The organism is Nocardia sp. TBRC8007 (assembly GCF_056629435.1).
Map to the genome: position 1 here is coordinate 22,920 of NZ_JBWSOR010000012.1, position 12,075 is coordinate 34,994.

At 64.4% G+C, this 12,075-nt stretch carries 11 protein-coding genes; 5 read left to right on the forward strand and 6 right to left on the reverse strand.

The genetic code is table 11. The features are described from left to right. Positions 1–200: 200 nt before the first annotated feature. Positions 201–1,157, reverse strand: a complete 957-nt coding sequence (locus ACX4ZE_RS12475; protein WP_480273551.1) for an IS1634 family transposase — start codon at positions 1,155–1,157, stop codon at positions 201–203. Positions 1,158–1,649: 492 nt separating this feature from the next. On the opposite strand from ACX4ZE_RS12475, the gene ACX4ZE_RS12480 reads away from it, so the two are divergent. Both ACX4ZE_RS12480 and ACX4ZE_RS12485 read left to right on the forward strand, forming a co-directional pair. After that, positions 1,650–2,627, forward strand: coding sequence for a type IV toxin-antitoxin system AbiEi family antitoxin domain-containing protein (locus tag ACX4ZE_RS12480; RefSeq protein WP_480273552.1), 978 nt, complete (start codon positions 1,650–1,652; stop codon positions 2,625–2,627). After that, entirely contained in the window at positions 2,627–3,529 is a 903-nt protein-coding gene (locus ACX4ZE_RS12485) for a nucleotidyl transferase AbiEii/AbiGii toxin family protein (protein ID WP_480273553.1), read from the forward strand. Before ACX4ZE_RS12480 ends, ACX4ZE_RS12485 begins: the two co-directional genes overlap by 1 nt. 259 nt (positions 3,530–3,788) lie before the next feature. Here ACX4ZE_RS12485 and ACX4ZE_RS12490 read toward each other — a convergent pair whose 3' ends face one another. Next, positions 3,789–5,624 (reverse strand): acyl-CoA dehydrogenase, encoded by a 1,836-nt coding sequence (locus ACX4ZE_RS12490; RefSeq protein ID WP_480273554.1) that lies wholly within the window; start codon positions 5,622–5,624, stop codon positions 3,789–3,791. A gap of 277 nt (positions 5,625–5,901) precedes the next feature. Between ACX4ZE_RS12490 and ACX4ZE_RS12495 the strand changes: the two genes are divergently transcribed. Then, the gene (locus tag ACX4ZE_RS12495) at positions 5,902–6,501 is read left to right on the forward strand and encodes an alpha/beta hydrolase family protein (RefSeq protein ID WP_480273555.1); all 600 of its coding nucleotides are present in this window, start codon (positions 5,902–5,904) and stop codon (positions 6,499–6,501) included. A 33-nt stretch (positions 6,502–6,534) separates the two neighbouring features. Here the strand turns inward: ACX4ZE_RS12495 and ACX4ZE_RS12500 are convergent, their stop codons facing one another. The 3 genes from ACX4ZE_RS12500 to ACX4ZE_RS12510 all read right to left on the reverse strand — a co-directional run bounded on the left by ACX4ZE_RS12500 (position 6,535) and on the right by ACX4ZE_RS12510 (position 9,218). Beyond that, positions 6,535–7,209, reverse strand: a complete 675-nt coding sequence (locus ACX4ZE_RS12500; protein WP_480273556.1) for a class I SAM-dependent methyltransferase — start codon at positions 7,207–7,209, stop codon at positions 6,535–6,537. Between the two features lie 110 nt (positions 7,210–7,319). Beyond that, a complete protein-coding gene (locus ACX4ZE_RS12505; protein ID WP_480273615.1) occupies positions 7,320–8,426 on the reverse strand; it encodes a DUF4185 domain-containing protein in 1,107 nt (368 codons plus the stop codon). Between the two features lie 498 nt (positions 8,427–8,924). Beyond that, positions 8,925–9,218: a hypothetical protein gene (locus ACX4ZE_RS12510; RefSeq protein ID WP_480273557.1), complete on the reverse strand. Its 294-nt coding sequence runs from the start codon at positions 9,216–9,218 to the stop codon at positions 8,925–8,927. Between the two features lie 186 nt (positions 9,219–9,404). On the opposite strand from ACX4ZE_RS12510, the gene ACX4ZE_RS12515 reads away from it, so the two are divergent. Then, positions 9,405–9,863, forward strand: a complete 459-nt coding sequence (locus ACX4ZE_RS12515; RefSeq protein ID WP_480273558.1) for a hypothetical protein — start codon at positions 9,405–9,407, stop codon at positions 9,861–9,863. 93 nt (positions 9,864–9,956) lie between these two features. Here the strand turns inward: ACX4ZE_RS12515 and ACX4ZE_RS12520 are convergent, their stop codons facing one another. After that, positions 9,957–10,259, reverse strand: coding sequence for a DUF1905 domain-containing protein (locus ACX4ZE_RS12520; RefSeq protein WP_480273559.1), 303 nt, complete (start codon positions 10,257–10,259; stop codon positions 9,957–9,959). A gap of 313 nt (positions 10,260–10,572) precedes the next feature. On the opposite strand from ACX4ZE_RS12520, the gene ACX4ZE_RS12525 reads away from it, so the two are divergent. Next, complete coding sequence (locus ACX4ZE_RS12525; RefSeq protein WP_480273560.1) at positions 10,573–11,592, forward strand: alpha/beta hydrolase; 1,020 nt, start codon at positions 10,573–10,575, stop codon at positions 11,590–11,592. Positions 11,593–12,075: the final 483 nt, after the last annotated feature.

The following is a 12,075-nucleotide window of genomic DNA, read 5'->3' on the forward strand; positions in this document are numbered from 1 at the left end:
TGCCCGGGGTTATGACCGGTCTGTGGTCGATGCAGGGCGCGGTGCGGTGGTGCGGGTGTTTGACGTGGAAGACGGACATCTTGCGTTTGACCACACGCGGGTTCGCGCGGGCTCGACGTGGGGGGAGTAGTTCGTGAAGGATCTCCGCGCGGACGCTTCGGTCGGCGTCAGTTCGGGCTTCGGACCTGAGTTGCACCAGTTTAGTGTGCCAACCCTGACCGAGGATTCGGGATTTCGAGGGAATCGAGGATGTTCGTGGCGGTGTCGGTGAGCGGATCGAGGGCGGTGTGCTCGTGGCCCGCGATTGTGACGGTGATTTCCTGCAGTGGGCGCAGAGTGCGCACGATCTTCCGGATCGATATCCCTGTCTCGACCTGAGGGTAGCGTGAGATCGCCAACGCAGTGAACACGATGGTCAGGTGCGCCTCGATCGAATCCCGGGTGTGACTGAAGATCGGGCGGGCCCGCAGGTCGGTCTTCGACATACGAAACGACTGCTCGACCTGCCACAGATCGTGATACTTCTCCATCACCTCATGCGGGTTCATCAGTGAAGCAGGAAGATTGGTGACATAACCTTTGAGTCCGACGAGGGATCGAGCCCTGGCAATGCCGTCGGTATCAAGAGTCTTGCCCTTCGTCGTAGTCTTGACGAACCGTGGTGTTCGGGCAGCCCGGGTGCCGTCGATGATGTCCTTGGCCCGGGCCTGCTGAGCGTTGAGCGTCTGATTGTCGCGCACGGCACGCTTTCTCGAGTACGCCCAGATCGCCCGCCACGCCGATGTGTCAGCGGGGTCCCATACCGGCTCGGCGCGGTGCGTGATGTCGTTGACGACGCTATTTGCATGCCTCGGGGTGACCGTGTCGATGACCTGCCCGTCGGTGAACACGTCACCATTCCAGTGGAAATGACTGGCCAGATCCGACGGCGCCTTCATCACCAGTTGCCAGCCGATGAGCAGGTCGCCGACCGAGAGCAGGAAGCGCACCGAGCCGAGGCCGACCTTGTACAGCTCTGTGGCGTCTTCCTGGGCGCTCATCAGGTGCCCGGTCAGGGTGGCGGCCATGGTTTGTACGTCTTCCAGCGCGGTGGCCAGCAGCTTGCGTTCACCCTTCAGTCTGCCGTTGCCCGCATCCGAGTCGATGAACTTCTTCACCTGGCCCGCTACGTGGCCGAGTGCGGTGCCGCGGTCGCGGGCGATTTTGCGGAAGAAGAAGTCCTGCGCCTGGATGGCGGTGGTGCCTTCGTAGAGCGAGTCGATCTTCGCGTCGCGGATGTACTGCTCGATGCCTTGTTCGCCAAGCTGCGACGCCGCAGACCTGGACCAGCGTCTCGGTGCCTATTTCACGACGCGGACCAGCCCGATGTCCGGCGGTGGCCTCTGTAGGAAGACACTGCGCGGTGCTCGTACCTCCGGCCACCCATCCGGAGAAACTGTGGCCATCGAACCGGAGAAATCACGACCACCCGATCGGAGGTCTACCGACTGCAGGCCGGGGGATTCAGATGGTCGTTGCCGGTGTGGGCAGTCCAGACGCTGGTGCGAACGTCGCGGGTTGCCGATTTGGCTGGCTCCAAGCGCGATTTGGATGGCAGAAAAATAACATAATGTGGCGATTATCTACATTAATTTAGCTATTATTGTGCCATGGCTGAGGATAGTCGTGCCGCACAGTTGGTGGGTCTGGCGAGCGAACAGTGGGGCCTGGTGACGAGTCGCCAGGCCGGTGCCCGTGTGGGCGTGAGCCCGCAGCAGCTCAAGCAGATGGCCGATGCGGGGATGCTGGAGCGGGTTCGTCACGGTATGTATCGGGTAGCGCGGTTCCCCTATGACGAGCACCAGGACGTGCGCGTCGCGTGGATGGCCCTCGATCCTGAGCGTGTGGTCTGGGAGCGTCTGGACGATCCGGTGCCCACCGGGGTGGTGTCGCATCGGTCTGCCGCGGTGATCCATGGACTCGGTGACGTGGATGCTGATGTAGTGGAGCTGACTGCGCTGCGTCGAGTACGGCTGTCGATGCCAGAGGTCGAGATCCATCGCGCTCACCTCGACCGTGATGACTGGCAGGTGGTGGACGGGCTGGCGGTGACCACTCCGTTGCGCACGATCGCCGATCTGGTGGCCGCGGGACTCGACGCCGGCCATCTGGCGGGCGTTGTTCGTGACGGGCTGGCGCGTAGCCTGGTCACCGCGGACCAGGTCATCGCCGTCCTGTCCGAGCGCGCCCACAGCTATGGCCATGTGCCGTTCGATGGGCAGGGCTTTCTCGATGCGCTCATCGAGACGGCCGGGGTTCCGTCCTCGGCGGTGTCGCTGGCCCAGATCGCGGGTCAGCACGCCGTTGCCGACGCCGCTGATACCCTCTCGCTCGTTGCCGCGCTCGAAGCGCTGCTGCCACCGGGCCAGCTGGCCGCGGCGTTCAACAGGATTCGCAACGAGATCGTCCACGGCGACTCGAGCGCTGCGCTGCTCGCGGGTATCGCCGCGGAGCCTGCGCTGCTCGCGATGATCGACACCATGCAGCCGATGCGCAATGCCGGGAGGCAGGCTCGGGCGGCGCTGGATCCCGACACGGTGCGGGCCTGCCTCGCGCGAGAGCGCACCGATGGGCAGGTGGGTCGGTGATGCGCTCTCCGAACGCAGTGCGCCGCAGTATCACCGATCACCTCAGATCGCACGCGAAGGCGACCGAGCAGGACTTCAACACCGTCGCCCGCAAGTTCGTGATGTCGCGCTTCCTGGCACGGGTGTTCGCTGTCGACCCGGACCGATGGATCCTCAAAGGCGGTGTCGGGATGATGGTTCGACTACCGGAGTCCCGCTACAGTCGTGATATCGACCTGCTGGCAGTTCCCCAAGGTCAGGTCTTCGATCCAATCACCCAGTTGCGCAAAGCGGTTCGCGATAACCACCTCGACCACTTCCGCTTCGAGGTCGCCGCGCCTGCGCCGCTGGCCAACGGCAAGGGCTCGACGGTGACGGTGCAGGCTCTGCTGGGTGGCCGGGCGTTCGATGCGTTCTCCATCGACGTCGTCGATGCCCGGCGCGAACTCATCGGTGCGATCGAGTACCAGCCGGTGCCTCGGCTGATCGACAACGACGATTTCCCCGGCCACGCCAGGATCGCGCTGTATCCGCTGGCCGACCAGATCGCCGACAAAATCTGCGCCTTCTTCGAGCGTCATGGCGCGGTCGGGGCTTCATCGGGGAGATACCGCGATCTGGTCGATCTGCTGCTGGTCAGCATGTATCTGCCGATCGACCTGGAGTCGACAGTCTCCGCGGTGGAGGCCGAGCGTGCCCTGCGTGGAATTCCCGAGCTGCCCCGCACTATGCAGGCTCCCGGTCCGGACTGGGCTATGCAGTGGTCGAAAATGGTGAAGAAGAGTCCGTTGGCCGTGGAGCACCACGATCTCGATGCTGCTCTGTCGAGCGCGCGCACTTGCTACGACCGCATTCTGATCAGTGTTCCGGCCGCAGCGGCGCCGCAAACATGGAATCCCGAACAGCGCATCTGGACCTCGTAGTTCGAGGGCACAGCCAGGCGTTATCGGTCAGCATCGGTTTGTCGAGGGTCAGCGCGGCCAGCGGGCTGGGCTCGCCAGTCGAAGAGGGACGGCGGCGACGATCTCCTAGGAGGCCAGCAAAGACGGGAGCACGGCGACGACAGTCGTCGAGAGTTGACGCGGTAACCGGCGCGGTGCGCTGGTGTGGTAGTGAATGACAAAGGCCCTGTTCCACATCTGACAGTGTGGGACAGGGCCTTTCAGTCGTCGGATGCCGGGATCAGAACGCGGCTTCGTCCAGTTCCATGATGTCGTTGTCGAGGTTCGACAGCACGGTGCGGGTGGCGGTCAGCTCCGGCAGGACGTTGCGGGCGAAGAAGTGCGCGACCGCGATCTTGCCTTGGTAGAACGCCTCGTCGGCGCCGTTGGCGCCATTGTCCAGTGCCGCGATGGCGATCTCGGCGTGGCGCAGCAGCTGCCAGCCGATGAGCAGGTCGCCGACCGAGAGCAGGAAGCGCACCGAGCCGAGGCCGACCTTGTACAGCTCCGTGGCGTCTTCCTGGGCGCTCATCAGGTGCCCGGTCAGGGTGGCGGCCATGGTTTGTACGTCGTCGAGTGCGGTGGCCAGTAGTTTGCGTTCGCCCTTGAGCCTGCCGTTGCCCGCTTCCGAGTCGATGAACTTCTTCACCTGGCCCGCTACGTGGCCGAGTGCGGTGCCGCGGTCACGGGCGATTTTGCGGAAGAAGAAGTCCTGCGCCTGGATGGCGGTGGTGCCTTCGTAGAGGGAGTCGATCTTGGCGTCGCGGATGTACTGCTCGATCGGGTAGTCCTGCAGGAAGCCGGAGCCGCCCAGGGTCTGCAGCGATTCGGTCAGGTACTGGTAGGCGCGCTCGGAGCCGACGCCTTTGACGATCGGCAGCAGCAGGTCGTTGACTCGTGCGGCCAGGTCGGCGTCGGCGCCGGAGACCTGCTGCGCCACATCGGCGTTCTGGTGGGCGGCGGTGTAGAGGTACACCGCGCGCAGGCCTTCGGCGTAGGCCTTCTGCATGGCCAGCGCACGACGGACGTCGGGGTGGTGGGTGATGGTGACGCGCGGGGCGTCTTTGTCGGTCATTTGGGTCAGGTCGGCGCCCTGGACACGCTCTTTGGCGTAGTCGCGCGCGTTCAGGTAACCGGTGGACAGGGTCGCGATGGCCTTGGTGCCCACCATCATGCGGGCGTGCTCGATGACCTCGAACATCTGCGCGATGCCGTCGTGCACCTCGCCGACCAGCCAGCCCTTGGCCGGGATGCCGTGGCCGCCGAAGGTGACCTCGCAGGTGGTCGAGACCTTCAGGCCCATCTTGTGCTCGACATTGGTCACGAAAGCGCCGTTGCGCTCGCCGAGTTCACCGGTCTCGTGGTCGAAGTGGAACTTGGGCACGAAGAACAGCGACAGGCCCTTGGTGCCTGGGCCCGCGCCCTCAGGGCGAGCCAGCACCAGGTGCATGATGTTCGGGAACAGGTCGTCGGCGTCGGCGGAGGTGATGAACCGCTTCACGCCCTCGATGTGCCAGGTGCCGTCTTCCTGCTTGATCGCCTTGGTGCGTCCTGCGCCTACATCGGAGCCCGCGTCGGGCTCGGTCAGCACCATGGTGGCGCCCCAGCCCTGCTCGGCGGCGATCTTCGCCCAGCCCCGCTGCTCTTCGGTGCCGTTGTTGTAGAAGATGTTCGCGAAGCCGGGGCCCGCACCGTACATGAAGGCGGCGGGCTGGGAGCCGAGCATCAGTTCGGCGAGAGCCCAGTAGGCCGTGCGCGGCATCGGCAGGCCGCCGAGCTCCTCGGCGATGCCCAACTTGTCCCAGCCGCCGTCCTGCAGGGTGCGGAAGCTCTTCTTGAAGGACTCAGGCAGCTTGACCGTGTGGGTCTCGAGGTCGAAGACCGGCGGGTTGCGGTCAGCGTCGGCGAACGACTCACCCAGCGGGCCCTCGGCCAGGCGACGCACTTCGTTGAGCATCTCCTTGAGAGTATCGGCGTCGAGATCGCCGTAGGCGCCACTGTCCAGGATGGAACCGATGCCGAGGACCTCGAAGAGGTTGAACTCCAGGTCGCGGACGTTGCTCTTGTAGTGACCCATTGTCAGTACTCGCTCTCCGTTGAGTTGGTGCGGTCGGTTGGTTGCCGTTCCCGCCCGTTGGTCGCTCTACCGGGTAGTCGTGCCGGTTTTCCGCATACTACTCGCGGGTAACTTACACGCCATATTACCGACCAGTAACGACGTTACAAAGAGCTGGGCCGGCAATGTGACATTTTTTACACTGTTTGAACGGATGGTATCGAAGCGCTGTGATTTTGCTGTGTCCCAGGCGCCACGACGCGAACACCGGCCTGTCGCCACGGGCCTACTGTGTGGTGTGCTCATCGAGACCAGTGCGGGACCGGCTGAGGTCGAACTCGACCAGCCGCGAAGGCCCGCGTTCCTCCTGCTGCTCACGCACGGTTCCGGCGGTGGAATTGATGCGAAGGATCTTCTCGCGGTAAGAGACTCCGCGCTGCGACTGGGTGGCGGCGTCGCGCGAGTAGTGCAGCCCTATCGGGTGGCCGGACGGCGCGCGCCTGGTTCGGCGACCAAGCAGGACCAGGCCTGGCTGGAGATCGTCGCGTGGTTGCGCGGACGTAAGCGGCTCCCCGTGATCCAAGGCGGGCGCAGCAACGGGGCGCGGGTCGCTTGCCGCACGGCAGGCGCGGCGCGGGCCCGCGGAGTGCTCGCATTGTCCTTCCCGCTGCATCCGCCGGGTAAGCCGGAGAAAACCCGCAGGGAGGAGCTGCTCGCTCCAGGGAGTATCGAGGTGGTGGTAGTCAACGGCGCCAATGATCCGTTCGGCGTCCCCGATCCCGCCGACGCGGCCGAAGTCCGGGTCATCCCAGGTCAGCCGCATGCTTTCCGCGCCGGTTTCGATCTCATCGCCGAGACCGTCACACCGTGGTTGGCCCGATGGTCGGGAATCGGATGATGCCCGAGAACCGCGCCGGGGCGTCCGTTGAGGTTATTCGGCCGGTCGGGTGGCGATGACCAGGGCGTCGATGGCGTCGCGGGCTTCGGTCGGACGATAGACGCGGTCGGCGATGCGTACCCGGACCTGGTTGGCGGCGATCGCGGGGCCGAGGTCGGCGACGATGTCGTCGGGAGTGAAGAGGATGGCCGGATCCTGTGGCCCGCCGAAGCCTTCGGCGAGGTTGGTGGCGTCGTGGCCAAGGACCAAGAGGGTGCCTCCTGGGGCCAGCAGTTCGGCGGCCGCGCGGACCACCGCACGGCGTTGCTCGGCGGGTAGATGCAGGAAAACCATCAGCACCAGTTCGAACGGCCCGGTGATCCCCGCGGTGTCCAGGTGGGTGACATCGGCACACTGCCAGGTGATGCGGCCGCGCACCGAGCGGGACAGGTGCGAGGCCACGGTGCGGCCCTTGTCGATGCCCATCTGGGAGTAGTCCACGGCGCGCACCTGCCAACCGTGCGTGGCCAGCCAGAGAGTGTTGCGGCCTTCGCCGCACGCCAGGTCGAGCGCACGCGGGAGTTCGGGCGGCTCGCCGTCCGAGGTGGCGGGCCGCAGCGGTGCGCGTCGCTCCAACCCGTAGACATGCTCCACTACGGTGTTGTTGGGTGGCGCGCCCCAGACCAATTCCGTTTGCGCGTAGCGCTCGTCCCAATCGGCCGCATCCATGGTCGTGAGTCTATCGATTCACGACCAGGCCGGGCGGTTGCGCGGGCCCGGCTCGATACCCGTTGGAGTGGGCGTAACGCCCGGTGCCCGCGTCCGCTCGACCGGCCGCATTACAGGGCGGTGTGCATCAGCAAGACGTTGTACTGGCTGTGCACTGTGGTGAGGAAGTACAGATCGCGCCCGGTCTGATAGGGAAAGATCGCAGGCGCGTAGGCGGTCGGTAATTCTCGCGTGTCGATCAGCACCTCGGGCGCGCTCCACGGGCCGACCGGGGACGGCGCGCGGCGCATCACCACGGAATTGAACGGGTCGGTGGTGAGCGAAATGAACTGTCCCAGGTAATCGTTGTACATCACCGACAGCTCACCGACGCCCCACATGATGGGCGCGGCGGCACGCACGTCGTTCTTACGCCAGTCGTGGCCGTCCCAGTACTCGTACTCGCCGAGATTCGCGATGTCCTGCGCGCGGACGCGAGCGATATGCGCGACGCGATTGCGCCCGGGCCCGGTGCCGTACTCATAGATGTACCCGCCGTCCGCGAGGAAGGCGTTCATCTGGAATTTGGCGTGCCCGCCTTCGTTCGGTCGCCGGGTCGCGGGTAGCTCGGCCCAGGTCTCCCCGTTGTCGCTGGAGGCGGCCAGCCCGGAGTAGTTGGTGCTCCACTGGCCGACGTCGTCCCAGCTGCGCACCGACATCAGGCTCATGTACTGCACACCGTCGACCGCGATGCCCGCCGTGGGAATCCGGCTGATCTCCAGGAAGGGGATCTTCGGGCTGGGAATCAGGTCGCGGGCCTGGCCGAACACATCGGTGACCACGCTGTCGAAATAGATGCCATCGGCTGGATTCCTGGTGTGGCTGCGCAGAAGGACATTGCTGCGCCAGGACCACATACTGCCCGCGAGTAGATTCGGAAAGCCCAACCCAGCGGTATCACCGAACGCGGTGAGCATTTCGCCGTGTCCGTTGTCCCACATGATGCCCAGGTCGGTGCCGAGAATGTTGTAGTTCTGCGTGTTGTTCGGACTCGCCATACCGGTTACCTGGAAGACAGCCCTGGTGCGGCCGACCAGATTCGGTAGTCCGGTCGATCCGTTGAGCACCGGGAGCGGATTGATGGCGTTCGGATTGGCGGTGGCGGGGGTGATCATCGTGCAGAGCAAGGCCGAGATACCCGCCAGCGTGGATAGCAGCAAGGATGCGGTCTTGAGCAATGTCTGTGAGCCCTCCGGTTCTCGCCGAGAACGGCGCGGAACAAGGAGATTCCGCGACACACCGGCTCTTCGCAACGTGTCGTGTACCGTCGATCAACTGGATGGCAAAGTGCCAGCAAATGATAACAGTGTGACGGGATAATAGACGTTATTTGCTTTTAACTGGCTGATTTCCAGTTAATTCTCGATCCGAGTCGACTCCGGACAGGGGCCGGTGTGCCACACGGCTCGGGGTGAATTCACCGCCACATAGCGTGGTATTCGCGGCACAATGCTTTCGTGGCGGCGACAATACCGCTGACGTTCTCGTCGGAACTTTCGATGGTCGAGACGGCGCACCGGTCTGCCGCTCGCAGCCGTGGTGTGATCAGTGTGGGACCGCGGCACGATGTGCGTGATAAGTCCTGGTATCTGCCTGTGGGTGAAAGTCGTTGCGATAAGCGAACTGCCGTCCACCGAGACCCGCATACTGGTCCGTCTGATCAGAGTCGAGCGGCTTTACCAGCTCGGCGTGGTCAACCGGGTGACCGAGCCCGGGGAGGCGCTGTGTGTCGCGCTGGAGCTCGCGGCCGAGACCGCTGCGGCCGTACCGCTGGCGGTGGCGGCGAGCGAGCGGATCTCGACGAGTCGCCGGATCGGCCGGTCGCGGAGGCGTTCGCGCAACAAGGTGAGATCACCTTGCCCGCACTGCTGTCCAAGGACGCTGCCGAGGGAGCGTTGGCGTTCGCGCAGAAACGCCCGCCACAGTGGCAGGGCTGTTGTGGGCCGCGCCGGAACGCACCTGGCGATCACAGGCGTGGCTCGATGCCCGCATGCACCCGCTGCTGCCGGCCGCAGTTGTTACGCGCAGCCTTGGCCGACTCTCGATGTGGTGGACACTGGCGCCCTCGACCTGCTCGATACTGTGTTGCGCGCGGCGACGGATCTATGGTTCCTGCCACTACCGCATAGTGGAGCGGTGTGCCGTGTATCTGTCCGATGCCGATAACCGTGGGCGGCGATTGCCGGGCTGTCCACCAGCGGCTACCGCTGGACGGCGCGCGGCATTATGGTGGCCACGTCACGGACGGTGGCCGAGAGGAAAAGGAGAGTCGGGTGCGGATCTTTATGATCGCCGCAGCGCTACTCGCGCTGCCGGTGTTAGTGGCATGCGGCAGCGACAACAATACGGCGCCTACGGTGACTCAGGCCGATCTCGCCAAGTCTTTGCAGGACAAGGGTCTGAATAACGAGCAGCTGGCTGATTGCGCCGCGCGAATATTCGTCGAACAGGGGATTTCGCAGGCGGGGCTCCGAGTCTTGATCAGCGATGAGTACGACAAGAAGACCCCCGATCCGGAAACGCTCGGGATGAGCAAGGAGGATGCGGACAAGGCCCGCGCCGCCAGCAGCCGAATCGCCAGCGAGTGCATAGCGGATAAGGTGCGGTCGCGCTAGCAGGAGCCTCTTCGGGTGGTGATACCGCATCCGGACGCGGCCTTCATGGCGCGCGTCGCACCGCGCTACCCAGGTTCACAACGCATCCGGGTTTCACAGTGCGACGGTGAGTTCGATCAGTGCGCTCGACCCTGCCTCCAAACCTTGCGCCTCGCGCACGGCCTTCTTCAGCGGCAGCACGTAAGTCGCCCGCGACTTGTCCGGAAACAGCGAGGTGGACCATCGGCTGTCGCCGACGACCACATGCACCCGGACCGACCCGAAGCCGCCCGAACGGTGTGCGTACCGCTCTTCGATCTCATCGGCCACCTCCTCGGGGAGCGATACGAAATGCCACGCGGCATTGCCCTGGTGCTCCCACACTCGCGCCGTGAATTCGTACCGCGATCCAGTCACATCAGCGACTGTACGGCGTGGGTACGACATTTCTGGGCTGTGTCGGTTTCCGTCGGTCATGGTGTCGAGTAACAGTCTCGCCGAACAGGAAGACATAGCGAGTCGAAGGCTGAGGCAGCGCCTGGCCGGACGAATCGCAGCGAACAACGGAGTTATCGATGAACTGTCGGATATCCAGACAACCCCCTCAGCGGAGCATCAGTGTGACGCCGCGACTACGTACTGGCTATGATCAGCGCGTTCGTCAGGCCACTGGGGAAACCACTTCGATGACGTGGCCGACAGCGCCCCATGGATTGGAATCGACTGCTCGATGAAGCTTTCTGCTCTGCGCGGTATCGCCGCTTTGCGAACCACCGCTGTTGCGCTCACCGGCGCCCTGTGCTTAACACTGTTCGGCGGCACCGCCTCGGCGGCGCCACAGAAACCCTCGGCCATCACCTCCGTCACCAAGGAAGGGCGCGAGTGGCGTCTAAAGGTGTACTCGGCGGCGATGAAAACCGAGATCGCGGTCGACGTGCAGCGTCCGGCCGATGAGTCCACCCCGGCACCGAACCTGTATATGCTCAACGGTCTGGACGGCGGTGTGGGAACCGCGAGCTGGAATGCCCAGACCAATGCCTTGGAATGGCTGTCCGACAAGCATGTCAACGTTATCCAGCCGATCGGTGGCCGTGGCAGCTACTACACGGATTGGCGGGCCGTGGACCCGGTCCTCGGCCTGAACAAGTGGAAGACCTTCCTCACCGAGGAATTGCCTCCGCTGCTGGACCGAACGCTGCACTCCACAGGTCTCAACGCGCTGGCAGGCCTGTCGACGTCGGGCACGTCGGTACTGCAGTTGGCCGAGGCCAAGCCAGGGTTGTGGAAGTCTGTCGCCGCCTACAGCGGATGCGCGCAGATCGCCGACCCGGTGGGGCAGCGGTTCGTCAAGCTCTCCACCGAGACCTGGGCCGGTGGTAACACCATGAACATGTACGGACCTGACAACAGCCCGCTGTGGGCTGAGAACGACCCGGTCATCAATGCCGAGAAACTGCGAGGCACCCTGCTCTACATCTCCACCGGAAGCGGTATCCCGATGCTGCAGGATGTCGAGTACTATCTGAAAAGCGCGCCGGGACCCGTAGGCGTGCTCAACCTCGGTCTCGGAGTGGCGATCGAGGCGGCTGTCAACGGATGCACGATCAACCTGAAGAACCGGCTCGATTCGTTGGGGATTCCGGCGACCTACCAGTTCAATCCGGTTGGCACGCACTATTGGCCGTACTGGGAAGAGGCGCTGCACAAGTCCTGGCCGCTGCTCGCCAAGGGGATGGGGCTGGAGGGCTGACGGCCCTCGGGACTATTCAGATGCCACGCAGAAGTGGCGGTTGACTCAGGAGACGCCCGCCATGGCGGGCGTCTCCCTCGTATACAGCCATGGTCACGTCGCGCAGGAGGGATCAGAGTGGCTCGGTCGCCGGGTACCGAAATAGTCGCCCGCGATGAAGCATCGCTGTCCGGCCCCGCTCAGCTGGATTTGTGAGCTGCCCGGCTTGCCGCAGTCGGAAATCGCTTCAGGAAATGCTCGAGCTCCTCGACTGCTGACCGAGCTCGGCTACGACGCCGATGCGACCTTCGGCCCGAATGCCGGCAAGGAGTCCCGATAGCAAATCGGTTGCGTCGGCGAGGCTCTTACGGCATTCTTGCGGGCAGGAGCGCCGGGAAGCCTGGTCGGCAGAACCTGGTCCGTTCGGGTCGGGGGTTGGTTTGGCGAGGGGAATCCTGTCGTGCTTGTTTATGGGCGGTTCTGCTGTGGTGTCCGCAGGATGCG